The organism is Nitrospira defluvii (genome assembly GCF_905220995.1).
GTDB lineage: Bacteria > Nitrospirota > Nitrospiria > Nitrospirales > Nitrospiraceae > Nitrospira_A > Nitrospira_A defluvii_C.
The window spans coordinates 457,586-471,663 of the sequence record NZ_CAJNBJ010000017.1 but is presented as its reverse complement, the minus strand read 5'-3'; the positions used below and the strand labels follow the sequence as shown (position 1 = coordinate 471,663).

The window sequence follows — 14,078 nt, the reverse complement described above, 5'->3', positions numbered from 1 at the left end:
GGCGCACCCTTCACACGGCTTTGAAACGAATTCGCAGTCAAGATGAACTTATCCTTATGGGGGACAAGTTTGTCGTCCCCTCATCATTAGAAATAGAGCGAGTCACCGATATCTCTATCAAAGCTCATTCTGGCCAAAGACCTGTCATCTGGTTCACAGGCTCTCACGAGTATTCATTGCAAATCGGTCAGAGTGTTCGACGCATCTCGGTAGAAGGCTTAGACTTGGTTCGAGCTACTAACGCGCCAGGAAACGTCGTAGGAATCGGAGGGCGAGACGTTGCGTTCAGGAGGTGTCTTGTCTGTTTTGCTGATGGCTTCTCGCCACAGAAGTATGACGGCATCAAGATCTTGTCAGATTACATTGTTATTGAGGACTGCGAGTTCTTCGGTGCGCCAAACCAGTGTATCGATGCGGTCGGGCACAAAGAGATTCTGATCAGGAACAATAAGCTGCACAATTCTTCAATGGGTGTTGTTGTAAAGGGAGGCTGTCGTGATGTTTTGATAGAGAACAATCTCTTCTACAATCTTAGGTATACGGGGATCGGTCTGGGTGGATTTACCGGTCCCATGTGGCACAACCATAATAATACTGAAGCTGAGGTGGAGAATGCCATTGTTAGAAGGAATGTTATTTACTATGACAAGCCGTACAACATCGGGGGCGGAATTTGGCTAAAGGGCGCCAAGAACTGCTCTGTGTATAACAATACTTTGTACGGAGCTGGTATTCACATTAGAACTGGTGGCGACCCCCAAATGCCTAGCCGGTTTTCGACTAATAACGAAATCCTCAATAATATTATATTTCGAACAGGCAATGACGGCATCCTAGTAGTTGATAATGGGAACAGCGACAACTTGAGAATGCGCAATAATATGTACTGGAAGACAGCGGGAGCTGGGGATTTCAAGATTGACGGGATATGGTACAACTTTCAAGAATACGCTACGCACTTCCACTTCGATATTGATTCAATATTCTCTGATCCTAGATTTGTCAATGAGAGGGCGCGTGACTTTAGGCTTCGCCCCGACAGCCTGGGCATAAGAGGCGGTGTGAGACTTAATGCGTCTGCCGAGAGTCGCGGCAGCGACTCCGGTGTCGATATCGGGGCATTTGAGAGCCAATGAGACGGCTAAGCAACTTATCGTGAACCTGTATCTCCTTTTTATAGCGCCAATATTGGGCGCTGTATTCATCGGGACCCTGGTCAATCCGGCCGTAGGTCTTTACTATCTAGTACTCGATTCATGGGTAGCGGGCAAGATTACGGATCTTGGCGAGATTTTGCCGCTGTTCAGCGTCAACAAAATCCTCGTTGTGTTTTCCACGGTGGCACTGATGCTGCATATGGCGCTTGGCGCTTGCAATGTAAATCTGAGGCTTCTCTTTTCGAGGACAGCTCTGTGTGTCTACGCGTTCCTAGCGTATTTGCTTTGGTCAAGTTTGTATCTTATGGGGCGAAATGAGCCGAATCTGTTAAACAATCTTGCTTTCTTCGTTTTGATACTTGCCATTATGGGGTACAAAACGCTTTCGCGATTGAAATGGGTAGTGGCAATTATCATCGCCGCCTCGTTCGGAATGATGCTGAGTACGGCAGGTCTGCGGTTGCTAGATGTCGGATCGCTTCTCGCTGACGTATCGAAAGGCGATCGCATCCAACCCGGCTTTCATATCCTAGTTGCCATACCATTTTTGATAGCCTTTATGAACACGACTCCTAACTCCAAACTCAAGAGACTGACAAAGGTGTTGCTCGTTGCAGCAATTTTTTTCGTATTTGCACAGCTTAGCCGTACGCTGGTTGCATCCTTATTAATTCTAGCGTGCTTTTACATGATTAGAGGGCACGTTAGAGCTATCTGGGTCATGTTCCTGGTACCCGTAATTGTTTCTGTGTTAGCCGTCGGCATGATGACTGACTATGGCCAGAAGCTCTTGAGACTTCCTACCGAGAAAAAAACACAACTCAACGAGCAAGAGATGCAAGCCTTTACGTCTGGCCGTTCCGGCTTGTATTGGATAGCCTGGAAAATGTTCCTCAAGTACCCGCTTGCAGGGAACGGTTATGACAGTTTTAGGCATCCGAAGGGAAACACTCTGGTTGTTGCCCCAGTTGCCGAGGCACTCGAGCGTAGCGCCCTGCATTCGGCCTGGTTGCAGGTACTTAGTGAGACAGGGATCATTGGCACTATACTGTATTTCGGGTTATATCTGAGCGCCTACCTCGACTTCAGAAAGGTACGGCGACGCACACAAGAAGCTAGTATCTATTTCTACAGTGAAGCTGTGCTTGCAGGGATGCTTCTGTTTTTCCTGGGCGGAATATTCGACAATTTCGGATTCAATTACCGCATTTTCTTCCTGTTTATGGCGCTTTCCTCAGTGCTCGCTTCCGTCTCTGTGATATCGCCTGCGCGGGCAAGTTACCAACCCATGGCATTCGAAACTGAGACCAATTACCACAATCCCTTGCTTGAGGGTGCCTCACGCTAAAGAACCATCGATGATCGGAAACAGACCTAATGCACTGAGTGACTTCGCCCTATTCCGAGGCAACTCTCAATCTGAGCCGGCGCCTTCTTCGGCAAACTTCGACCACTTCAAGAGCCCGCTCCTTTTATCAAGGACCGCCGAAGTTGCGAGTCTACTCTCATTGTGACCTACTGCCGTTTTCCGGAGAGACGTCACTCATGAGTTGTTGTATCCAAAAACGGAAGGTGATTTTGGCATGTAGTGCGCACTTATCCCATTGCTGGCTTGCGAGGCCCAAGAATTGTGACTCAGCCTGAAATGTTCGCACAGCCGAGGAAGGGAAGTTAAGGTCTAACCATCTAAAATTGCACGTATGAACGACGAAATTGAGTTTAAAAAATACCTGACGCGCGGTGCCTATCACTGGGAACAGATATCCGCGCATCCTACACGCTCAAATGCTTCGGCGAAGGCGCGCTACCAGCGATGTGTGGCATTGCTAGAGGCAGGAACCGGCTCACTCGTCGATAAGCAGGTGCTGGACGTTGGCTGCGGTGACGGGGTGTTGTCTTGGCTTCTTGTGCAGAGAGGGGCAGTGTGCCATGGCGTCGATCCATCGCAAATCGCAGTTGAATATGCGCGAAAGAAACATAAGGCAAAGGGGTCTCGTGCACAGTTCAGTGTTTCATCAGGCTACGATACTAAGGCTGCGGGTGGATTCTACGACGCAGTGGTTTCGAGCGATGTGATCGAACATGTCCAGGATCCGAATCGGTTATTGCAGGAAATCCTGCGCGTGCTGAAACCAGGGGGAACAGCCGTGATTAGTACACCAGTTCGGCTTACGGAGGACCCACTTGACAAGATGCATGTGACTGAATGGTTTCCCTGCGAATTTAAGGCAATCATCAGCAACGTTTTTCCTTCAGCACATTATGTATACAGCCATCCAATGTTCTGGATGGAATTTATGGATCGTTCGAAGTTTCATCGGGCTGTCATAAACACGCTATCCCTATTGTGGAATCCATTTTTTGCCACGGGATGGCGGCTTTATGCGCTTCAATATGCCATCGTTCACAAGAAACAACCGACTGATCAGGACCCTAATGACGCATGAATATCCTGCATAATACTATGTGTTTGCTGCTCTCGCGCTATCTAGCACTGCCCCTGAACGTCGTCACGGGCATTCTGTTGGCGCGCGTACTCGGGCCGGAGGAACTTGGAAGGTATGCGTTGATGGTATGGCTGCCGTCTGTCCTCGCGGGCCCTATGAGTCTCGGGCTCGGAAATGCAAACCTGTATTTCGGAGCGAGGGACCGCGGTCTTGGGCCATCCTTGGTGGCTAATTCATTTGCGGTGAGTCTGGGGTTTTTTTTCATTGTTATATGCTTACTATGCGGCTTTCCAAGAATAGCGGTCTTCGAGTTTCCCCTAGGGCTGACAATAATGCACTTTGTAGCGCCATTGCTCGACCTCCCATTTCGGCTTGCGACAATGTTCGCCATGAATTTGCTCAACGCCTGGGAGGATCACGCGCACTATAGGATAACCGAGATCATTCAAACCGTCGCATATTTTGTCTGCTGCATAGTCGCAGTATTTGTACTCCATATGGGGCTATGGGGATTCATTGGCGCACAAATCGCAGCCAGTATAGTTACGAGTCTCTATACAATTCGTTGTTTGTGGCGGCATAAGTGTCTTTCGTTGCGTATGGATTGGGACCTTTTGCGACGTTCGCTTAGCTACGGGATGCAAGTTCAGGTCGGCAGCATTACCAGGATCGGCGGGCAGAAGCTCGATGAGTTAATCCTTCTGTATTTTACTGGGATGCGAGAACTGGGTTTGTTGACCCTTGCGCGAAACTTGACGAATAGGTTCCGCGTCATTCCTTACTCGCTTAGTACGATCATCGGCCCCAGATTGTCCAAGGCTGATCAGGAAGCGTTTGTGCTAGCAGCAACGGCAACACGACGTATGACAGTGGTAATGTCTGGCGTCGTCGCCATGTCCGTCATAGCTGTTGGGCCTCTTGTACCACTTGTATACGGGCAGGCTTACATCGATGTGGTACTGCCAGTACGTATTTTTCTGCTGATGCTCATTCCATTAGGAATGCAGAGGATGTTCGCGGTTTTTATGCTTGCGGTGGGAGAGACAACCGTCTTTCTTCAGTCCGTTGCTATTGGCGCCATCGCGGTTGTACTCCTCGACTTCGTACTTATTCCATCACTCGGGGTTAACGGCGCAGTTATTGCCAGCGCGATTGCCATTACAATCGAGACATATTACGTTGGCCGCGCCTTCCTCCGGTATAGCAACATGCGGTGTGCAGAGCTTTTTAAGCCGACGATGGAGGATTCGGCATATTTCGTAAGCCAGTATAAGGTGCTGATTGGGAAAGCCAGGGGCGAAGGATGAAAAATTCCGAAGGCGGGGTTTTGATGGTATGTTTCGTATTTCCACCTCGCTTTAGCGGAGCGGCGACGCAGGCCATCGTGCTGGCTAGGCATCTCGTCAAAAAAGGAGTTCCATGTGAATTTGTAGTTCCAAATGTTTCCCACCGGGCTCTCTTCCGAAGGACAGAGGAGAGCGGGATACCCGTAAATCGCGTTGCAGGCGGATCGTATAGCTTTGCACTAAGTTTTATGGTGTTTTTGCTACTACGACGGAATGATTTTCGAGCTGTCCACTTTCACGGTTTCTCGCCCGGCCATTTCATATGCGTGGGGGTAACGAAGCTGCTTGGTCTGAAAATTGTTCAAAAGATGACTAAAGGGGGGACCAATGACAGTGAAATTAATACCCGCGGGTTCTTCGGGCGATATCGTAGCGGAGTCCTGCAGTTCGTTGATTGCTTTATCGCTATCTCGACACAGTTGCGCCAGGCGCTTCTGAAACATGGTGTGCCGGACTCGAAAATTTACATGATCCCAAATGGTGTAGAATTGGAACCGCTTCGCTCGACTGATGCTAAGGGGCGGACAGCGGTACGCAATACATTTCAGATCCCGGGTGATGCATTCGTGGTCATTTGCGCCGGGGTCATTGATCGACGCAAGAACAATCTTGATATTGCAATGGCTGCTACATACCTTTTTGCCAACAATCCGGAAGCAAGGGAAAGAGTTCGACTTATCTTCGTTGGGCCGTTCCACAATCCGCAATACTCCCGCGAGGTAGTTGAATACGTAGCGAGTTGTAATTTCTCGCGTCTGATTTTATTCACGGGTCAGCTCGACAAGGAGGCGCTAGGCGGCCTATATGTGGCTAGCGATCTTTGCGTATTTGCGGGTTCTAATGAGGGACTGCCCAATGTATTGTTGGAGGCAAAAGCGGTTGGTCTGCCGATTGTCGCGTACCGCACCTACGGCGTTGAGGATGTGGTGCAAGATGGTATAGACGGTTTTCTAGTCCCGTTCGGGGAAGTCCGATCATTAGCAGAAAAGATTGCCCTCCTGATGAGCGATGCTGAGCTAAAACGACAGTTCTCAATTAATGCGTCCCGTGATTGCAAGAGACGATATGATTTCACCCAAATAACAGAAAGGTATGTCAAAGAGGTTTACAGTTAGCAGCCATTTCTGTTACTTGTCCGCATGAACCGTGATTAAAATCCTTTACATAATGCGCACTATGGCTGCCGGGGGTGCCGAGGTATTCCTCCTTTCTATGCTGCGCAATCTCAACCGCCGGGAGTTTAGTCCGGAAGTGCTCGGCATTTATGGCGGGGGTACCCTTCAGAAAGAGTTTGAGGACATCGGCGTGCGCACCCATCTAATGCACTTTCGTGGGTTGGGGGACTTCTCAAGTTATGTGGCACTTTGTAAGTTGATACAAGCACGCCGCTACGACATTATTCATACAAAACTGTTCCACGCAGATCTTGTCGGTCGAGTGTGCGGAAAGCTCTCCGGGACACCGGCAATCTTCTCGACCATCGAGAACCTACACGAATGGACAAAAGAATATACACTCAGACAGCGTTTGAAAGAATGGGCATGTCGTTCTACAGCGAAGGTTAACCACCGCATCATTGCGGTATCAGAAATGGTCCGGGATACACTTGTGCAACGCACTGGTATTACTCCAGGATCTATAGAGGTAATCTACAACGGCGTTGACTTAGATAGGTACGACCCGCGGAAGGTGCATAGCAATGTTAAACAGGAACTTGGTCTCTCGAATAAAGACTACTTGGTCGGCATCATTGGCGCGCTGAACCATAACAAGAACCAGAAAACGCTTATTGAGGCAGCCAGGCATGTGCTCGCCAAGCGCAGAGATGTCCATTTTGTCATGGTTGGAAGGGGGGACCCGCATGACCTTCGACAGTTGTCACAGGAATTGGGAGTAGCGTCGAAAGTCCATTTCCTTGGTGTAAGACGAGATGTTCCTCAGATTCTTAAGTCTCTGGATATCTATGTGGTGACCTCACTCAGTGAAGGCGTCAGTATATCGTTGCTTGAAGCCATGGCGATGAAAAAGCCCGTCATCGCTACACAGGTTGGCGGCAATCCTGAAGTTATCTCGAGTGACGATGTTGGAATATTGGTGTTTCCGAACCGTCCCGACATACTCGCCACAGAGATCCTTAGTCTTTTGGCTGAACCAGAGCGGCTTCTCCGTCTTGGGGAGGACGCGCGAAAGAGAGTGATGGAGGTGTTTAATCTCGACTTGGCCATAGCTCGTTACGAACGACTTTACAGGTCGGTGATAGTTTCGTGATGGGAGCGATCACCAATCGACGGCGGCTCGCGGTTATCTCGCGTGCAGGTTGGATCACGCAAGACGGCGTTAAGTACTTTCAAGACAATGATGGTTTCTACCTGGACGGCATTGCCTGCCACTTCGATTCAGTCGATGTAGTCAGTCAGGAGTTTGCGCACGGTTCAGAGGCCGTTCCGAATTACGGCTACCGGTTTAAGACCTCCCATGTCAGGTTGCTTCCTGGAATGGAGCCGATATCTTTAAGCCAACCACTTCTCTGGTTTCGGCAGGCAGCGGCAACCTTGCACGTTCTCCGCACGGCTGATGTAGTTTATTGCTTTGTCAATACCCTACGCGGCAGTCTTTATCTTCTCATTGCCGCGAATGTCTTTCGCAAGCCTACCATTGCATATAATGGCACTGACCGGAGAGCTCTCCTGCAGACCTCAGGCATAAAGGGCGTCAAAGCGTGGATTCGGCTTGTTCTCGAGGCATCTGCAATGCAGCGAGCGGACGCCAGAATTGTCACAGGCGCCGCTCTCTATGGCCGTTACGAAAGCTTACCACTAACGTTCATGGCGGCACCTGTCTCCGCCGTTATCCGAGCACTGCCTATTCCGATGCCTCGCCAGGTGAGTAGAGGTTCCGAAATTAGATTACTCTGCGTTGCACACCTCCGGGCGCGAAAGAACATTGACGTGCTGATCCGTGCCTGCCGCATCCTCAAGGATGCAGGCATAACATGTTGCCTCAACATCGTTGGAGATGGTCCGGCGAAACTGGAGTTGACGCGCGTTGCAGAATCTCTTGGGATCAGCATTGAGGTGTGTTTCCATGGCTACGTGAGCGATCCTGCCATGTTAGCGAACCATTATCTGAACAACGATATTTTTTTGTTCGCCAGCGCTGTAGAGGGCTTCCCCCGTGTCCTGTGGGAGGCGGTGCATTTTGGCTTATACATTGTCACCAGCTGCGTCGGAGGTATCGACCGACTATTTGGCAGCGATGACATGACCATCCTAAATCGAACAGAGCCGGAAGAATATGCCAAAGCAATCCTCGCAACTGCTGCCGATCCGGAGAAGCGCCGCGTTGCAGTCGAAGCCGCTCGTGCGCGGTTGCTGGAACTTTTCAAGCATGGTCCGATTGAGCAATTCGCACAGTGTATGGAGGTTCTTGCACGTCCGTGACATCCATCCGGCTCTTGGCTTTTTCCAACATTATCGCCCCGTATCGGGTGGCGTTTTTCAATGAAATCAATCGTCAGGCAGACATTACCCTGCATGTGGCGTATTTAGCGCGCACTGAACCCAATCGTTCTTGGACTGTGAACGAATCAGATATCCGGTACCCTCACTCGGTTATTCCCGGGCTACATTTGAACTTGCGTCGAGATAAAACGTTGCATTTAAACGCGGGGGTTTGCGGGCTATTTGGTGAGTTCATGCCAAACATAGTCTTTCTTGGAACAGACATGCTTGGTTCATGCGCATCTTGGCAGGCATGGCACTTGGCTCGCCGGCTCGGCATCCCAATCATTCGCTACGAGGCCCGCCATGCTTTTGCCCATGCAGCAGAGAATGCCATCAAGAAACTTATTTACGGATATTTCATTCGACGCATGGATTGGTATTTCGTCTACTCTTGTTTGACCAAGGCCTATCTTATCGAAGAGTATGGTATTAGCCAGGAAAAAATCACGGTAGGTTATAACGTCGGGGACTCCAAGATTTTCCTCAATAAAGTCCGTACGATTCGGGATACTCCGGAATGTAAAAGAGAGAGGGCGAGCTTACCAGCAGTGATGATGTTGTTCGTCGGCCATCTGGATACAAAAAAGAACATTTTGTCGGTCTTACGCTCCTGCGAAAAGATCGAACATACTTTAGATGTGACCCTGGGGCTGTTCATTGCTGGAGATGGTCCATTGAAAGACCATGTGCTTGCACTGGCTACCAAGATGAAACGGGTTCGCGTGGTATATCTTGGGTACCTACAGAGCACTGAACTCGCCCGCTATTACGCCTTATCCGATATATTTGTGATGCCAACTCTCATGGATTCTGCCTCTATTGCCCTTTCCGAGGCTCTGCATAGCGGCCTATTCTCCGTTGCCAGTACTAGAGATGGAAGCAGCAGCAACTTCATCTGCGAAGGCGTGAATGGTTTTGTCGTAGACCCAACCGATGAGAAAGCATTGATCGCTGCGATCCGAAGAGCCATCCACGTCGTCAGGGAGGAACCTGAGGCAGACAGAAAGGCACGGATATTAGCCAGCGTGGCAGACTATACCATCGAACGCTATGCTGAGCGCTTGGTTAACGTGGTTCGTGAAGTTTACAAGGCGCCGTCCCTGCAGCGTACTTGAATTAGCAGTGAGAATCCTACAGATCCATAATTTCTATAAGGTCCCCGGCGGCGAATGCGGAGTTGTTGAAGCGGAACGCAGGCTGCTCGAAGAGCACGGGAACACCGTTCTGCAGTTCGCTGTTGACAGCCGGGAAATCGACAGCATGCCTCTGCTGAAGCAGGGGCTAGCCTTTGTGCAGATCCCCTGGAATGTTGGGGTGGCACGGCGACTCGTTTCCTTTGTGCACAAGCACCGCCCAGACGTCGTTCATGTGCACAATGTCTTTCCACTGCTCTCACCGTCGGTGTATCACGCTCTTTCGCGATCCGGCGTGTCTGTCGTGCAGACGGTGCACAACTATCGTTTTCTCTGTCCGAATGGTCTGTTTTATGTGAAAGGCAAAGTCTGTGAGGCTTGTCAGGAGCAGAGTTATTGGGCGGCGGTCAAGAATTGCTGTGTACACGAGAGTATGATAACGAGTGCGCTCTATGCGTCAGCAGTTGCATGGGGTTGGCGTAGCGGCACCTTTTCCTCTTGCATCGATCGATACATCGCGCTCAATTCATTCTCCTTCGGAAAGCTCGTGGCGGCCGGTGTGCCCAAGGATAAGGTTCGTGTCTGCGGCAACTTTGTCAGTAATTTCTCCGAGGCACCGCCAGCCAAGCAACCTTATGCGCTGTACCTTGGGAGGTTGAGTGCAGAAAAGGGACTCAAGACTCTTCTTGCCGCTGCTGGCTCTGTGCCAGAATTGTCTCTCAAGCTCGCAGGAACTGGACCGCTGGAAGCTGATCTGCGTCGAGCCATCGGCGTGCCTGGGATGGAGCACATTGAGCTCGTTGGGCATGTTGCTGGAGAGACAAAGCGACGTCTCATTGCCGAAGCCTTATGCACCGCCGCACCCTCGGAATGCTATGAAAACTTCCCTCTCTCGGTGGTGGAGTCATTGGCCCTAGGCACGCCGGTTATTGCGAGCCGAATAGGTGGGTTGCCAGAGCTCATTGAGCATGGCCAAACCGGTCTGCTCTTTTCTCCGACAGATACGGAGTCGCTAGCCGAATGCCTACGTCGAATAGTTCGTCGGCCGACGGACACTGCCGCGATGGCCGCCTGTGCTCTCGCTACCGCGCGAGTACGGTTTTCGCCGCAATGCCATCTCGATCAACTCTTGGGCATTTACCGCGATGCCATGAGCCATACTGAACGCAACGCCAAGGCTAAAGGTGAACGGACACAGCAACAGTCAGTTGCTTTCCGGAGATAGCCCGCGGTTACCTCGGCTTAGCTGGTAAAGCTTAGCGGTCGATTGTGATTCATAGGGGAGGCATAATCTACAGATGACGCTGGTAGGAGGATTCAGAAGTGACAACGAAGGTGCCGCAAGAGCGCTGGCGAATAATAGCCGTCGCACTGGTACCTGCGTCTTGGACTCGTTCATTGATGCAACCTCTTGGCAGAATACGATTGATACGCTTTCTCAATGGGCAAGAACCGGACAATCGCGTTACGTTTGTATCTGCAATGTCCACGTGGTCGTAACAGCGAAGCAACATCCTGAGTTCCAGCGCGTCGTAAACGGGGCGGATATGGCTACCCCCGACGGTATGCCGCTTGCCTGGGTGCTCCGTAGAAGCGGTTTTGAGCACCAGGAACGTATCAATGGCCCTGACCTTATGTGGACCTTGTGCAATCATGCGGAAAGAGAAAGATTGTCTATATTTCTGTACGGGAGCACCCCGCACACGCTCGAAAAGTTGGTTTGCCGCCTAAAGACGGCGTTTCCCCAGCTTATGATTGCCGGTATTTTTTCTCCGCCGTTCAGGTATCTTTCCGTTGAAGAGGACCGGGAGACGACTGACCTCATCAATAGTTCAGGCGCACACATTGTGTTCGTCGGTCTCGGTTGTCCCAAGCAGGAGTTGTGGATGGCAGCTCACCGGGGAAAGGTCCGCGGAGTGATGATTGGGGTCGGAGCGGCCTTCGATTACCATGCAGGTACGGTAAAACGAGCTCCAATTTGGATGAGGCAGGTCGGTCTAGAATGGCTTTGCCGGCTGATGTCCGATCCAAAGCGGCTTTGGAAGAGGTATTTAATCACGCATTCGTTATTCTTGCTTTACCTCGGGTTAGGTTTTTTTAGGCCAAAGAGGCGTTCATTGCTAGTGTCCGCCACCCTTCACAATCACAAGGAGACCGCGCCAGATGATCCATAGATCCAGCATCAGAAGTCGCAACGAAGAGCGGGTAATGTATTGATCGACGTACTCGTATTCGTAAACCGGCTTCCCCATTTCGGAGGTGCCTTTGTTGATGTGGCCCAACCCCAGGAGACCTCCGCGGAGTAGGAATCGCGTGATATTGCCCTGCTTACGATCGCGATCATAGTGCAGTTGCGACAATGGGCGTGGACCGACGATGCTCATGTCTCCTATGATAACGCTGTAAAACTGCGGCAATTCATCCAAGTAGAATTTTTTCACAAAGGATCCAACATGCGTCCGACTACCAGGCTTCCATTCCGCTGAGTAGGCAAGCCAATCGTGTCTCTTGGCCCCCTCGGGGTCGATATATTTCACTTTGATCAGACGAAGCTTGTATTTTCGAATTGCTCTGCCCGCACTCACTGCATTGTAATAGAAAAACATCGGGCCCGCATTTTCAGGAATCAGCCATCCTTCCACGATATACGCAAGTTTTAATAAGAGTAGCACGGGGGAAGCGAGTAACAGCACAAGGCCCGCCAACACCTTGTCAAAGACGGTCTTGATCAGCCGCGGCGGTAAGGGCTCTGTGAGCTGAAAGAGTTCCCGATATCTGTCTCGAATTTCTCGGGTGGGGGGTTGATAGGGAAAAGCTTCACGGGGTTCACGTTGTTCTTCCATCGTTGCCATTACGCTGTTCACTCGAAATGAGAAGAGTGGACTGACTGCTCTATATGCTCCCGCCATTCTGCCGCGATGTTTCTTGAATCGCAATAGAGTTGTCAGCTCACAATTCGCTAGCTCAACCATAGTTATGCTCCGATCCATTTTGAACCACACTTGTATGGTATGGATCGACTATTTCCGGAACCGAACCACTCCGGAGACGGAGTGGCTCGACAGGTGCGTGAGCTGGCAACGTCTGGGTCTCACAGATTTGATTCTTTGGGAATTGCTCAAAGGGATCCGAACGCCACGGGAATCCGAGTCCACTTGTGCGGCGCTGCAACTACTCTACATCTGCTGCAGAACGACCGGGACTACGATCCATTCGAGCAGGCATCAGCAACCATTGTGGGCCATTGACGGTAGTGAGCTGGAGAGAGAGGATGCGGAAGGCCAATGGCCACCGTCGAATCAACGGAGGAGGGTTCAGAAGATTGATGTTAAGGCCTTGGACCTCTAGGAAGCCCGCACACGGTCGGGCAATTCATGTAGACCTGGTCCATATGGCCCTAGTCGTACGGTTTTTTTTGGCACAAGGTACCCGCGCGAATGTTTCATGTTGCTTCACCATAAGTTAACCTCGCACAAACTGCGAAAAAAATGCTGTTTTTTTGCGTTCGGGGGCAGAAAAATCTTGCGTTGGTTTTCCCTTTTAAGTATTCTCCCAAAATAGGTTTCGATTTCAATGCGATTGTGGGTTTTTCTTACGTCTTCCCGTTATATAAACCGTAAGGCTGACCACAGTACAGCCCAAGTAAAGGAGACGCGATGAATATGGGAATGAAGGGGATAGGTGTACGGAGACTGGCCTTGGCCTTGTCAGGGATCTGTGTGTTCATCGCAATAGGGGCCGTGCCCGTTTATGCAGCCAACATCTCGTTTACTTTTAGCGGAACGGTTTCGGACGTGCATGGTGGCGTATTTACCTCTGGCGGGACCGGTACGAATGGCTTCGGTTCTGCCTTACCGCTCTCAGGGGCCTTCTCCTTTAATCCTGCTACATCCGATGTTCTGCCGGGAGATCCCACCTGGGGTCTCTATCCAAACGCCATACAAAACATGACAGTCCAGGTCGGCAACTATACTGCGACCTTTGCTCCCCCACCAGGCTCCAGTGTGATGCAGGTGGTCAACAATGGGCTCGGCAATACGTTCAAGGTAACGCTGAATGGACTCACCGGCAACCCGGTCAATGGCTTGTCGCCTGCGATTTTTGAGATTGAGTTGATCAATCCGAGCGGCAGCGCGTTTGCAAACGACCATCTCCCGACGACCCCCCCCAGTCTCTCATCATTTTCCTCGAATCAATGGCGTTTGGTGTTCAGTGGAGTGGGAAACAGAGTGCAGGGAGCGTTAACTTCCCTCGTGCCTTTGCCGGCAGCCGTATGGTTGTTCGGTGCGGGTTTGATCGCGTTGATCGGGCTGGGTTCGCGTGGTCTGGTCACGAGAAAAGAGTCGTAGGATTGCCACAAAATGCGCAGTCCAGCTTGATTCGAGGCCACTCCGTTTTGTCGCTGCCAGTGTTCAGCGACTAGGTTATTCCCAGCAATACGATTGCGGCCAGGTCGCTTAACTACTTCCCTCCCCTCTCCCGCCCAGGGGAG

At 50.9% G+C, this 14,078-nt stretch carries 12 protein-coding genes; 11 read left to right on the top strand and 1 reads right to left on the bottom strand.

The features are described 5' to 3' along the window. Positions 1-56: 56 nt before the first annotated feature. From KJA79_RS17305 to KJA79_RS23200, 10 genes are all read left to right on the top strand, one after another. The gene (locus tag KJA79_RS17305; protein ID WP_213043309.1) at positions 57-1,136 is read left to right on the top strand and encodes a right-handed parallel beta-helix repeat-containing protein; all 1,080 of its coding nucleotides are present in this window, start codon (positions 57-59) and stop codon (positions 1,134-1,136) included. Positions 1,137-1,155: 19 nt separating this feature from the next. After that, positions 1,156-2,505 (top strand): O-antigen ligase family protein, encoded by a 1,350-nt coding sequence (locus KJA79_RS17300; RefSeq protein WP_213043308.1) that lies wholly within the window; start codon positions 1,156-1,158, stop codon positions 2,503-2,505. Between the two features lie 352 nt (positions 2,506-2,857). After that, positions 2,858-3,604 (top strand): class I SAM-dependent methyltransferase, encoded by a 747-nt coding sequence (locus tag KJA79_RS17295; RefSeq protein ID WP_213043307.1) that lies wholly within the window; start codon positions 2,858-2,860, stop codon positions 3,602-3,604. After that, the gene (locus KJA79_RS17290; protein WP_213043306.1) at positions 3,601-4,911 is read left to right on the top strand and encodes an oligosaccharide flippase family protein; all 1,311 of its coding nucleotides are present in this window, start codon (positions 3,601-3,603) and stop codon (positions 4,909-4,911) included. Before KJA79_RS17295 ends, KJA79_RS17290 begins: the two co-directional genes overlap by 4 nt. Beyond that, positions 4,908-6,065, top strand: coding sequence for a glycosyltransferase family 4 protein (locus KJA79_RS17285; RefSeq protein WP_213043305.1), 1,158 nt, complete (start codon positions 4,908-4,910; stop codon positions 6,063-6,065). Before KJA79_RS17290 ends, KJA79_RS17285 begins: the two co-directional genes overlap by 4 nt. 61 nt (positions 6,066-6,126) lie before the next feature. Beyond that, positions 6,127-7,218, top strand: coding sequence for a glycosyltransferase (locus KJA79_RS17280; protein ID WP_213043304.1), 1,092 nt, complete (start codon positions 6,127-6,129; stop codon positions 7,216-7,218). Next, entirely contained in the window at positions 7,218-8,390 is a 1,173-nt protein-coding gene (locus tag KJA79_RS17275) for a glycosyltransferase (protein WP_213043303.1), read from the top strand. The genes KJA79_RS17280 and KJA79_RS17275 overlap by 1 nt, the downstream gene beginning before the upstream one ends. After that, on the top strand, positions 8,387-9,568 hold the full coding sequence (locus KJA79_RS17270; RefSeq protein ID WP_213043302.1) for a glycosyltransferase: 1,182 nt from the start codon (positions 8,387-8,389) through the stop codon (positions 9,566-9,568). The genes KJA79_RS17275 and KJA79_RS17270 overlap by 4 nt, the downstream gene beginning before the upstream one ends. Positions 9,569-9,575: 7 nt before the next feature. Next, on the top strand, positions 9,576-10,811 hold the full coding sequence (locus KJA79_RS17265) for a glycosyltransferase (RefSeq protein ID WP_213043301.1): 1,236 nt from the start codon (positions 9,576-9,578) through the stop codon (positions 10,809-10,811). A 73-nt stretch (positions 10,812-10,884) separates the two neighbouring features. Then, positions 10,885-11,760 carry a WecB/TagA/CpsF family glycosyltransferase gene (locus tag KJA79_RS23200; protein WP_213043300.1) on the top strand — a complete coding sequence of 292 codons (876 nt, stop codon included), beginning with the start codon at positions 10,885-10,887 and terminating at the stop codon, positions 11,758-11,760. Here KJA79_RS23200 and KJA79_RS17255 read toward each other — a convergent pair. Then, positions 11,707-12,429, bottom strand: a complete 723-nt coding sequence (locus KJA79_RS17255; RefSeq protein ID WP_213043299.1) for a sugar transferase — start codon at positions 12,427-12,429, stop codon at positions 11,707-11,709. The two genes, KJA79_RS23200 and KJA79_RS17255, sit on opposite strands and share 54 nt — an antisense overlap. Positions 12,430-13,242: 813 nt before the next feature. On the opposite strand from KJA79_RS17255, the gene KJA79_RS17250 reads away from it, so the two are divergent. After that, positions 13,243-13,935, top strand: coding sequence for a hypothetical protein (locus tag KJA79_RS17250; RefSeq protein WP_213043298.1), 693 nt, complete (start codon positions 13,243-13,245; stop codon positions 13,933-13,935). The last annotated feature ends 143 nt before the right edge of the window (positions 13,936-14,078 follow it).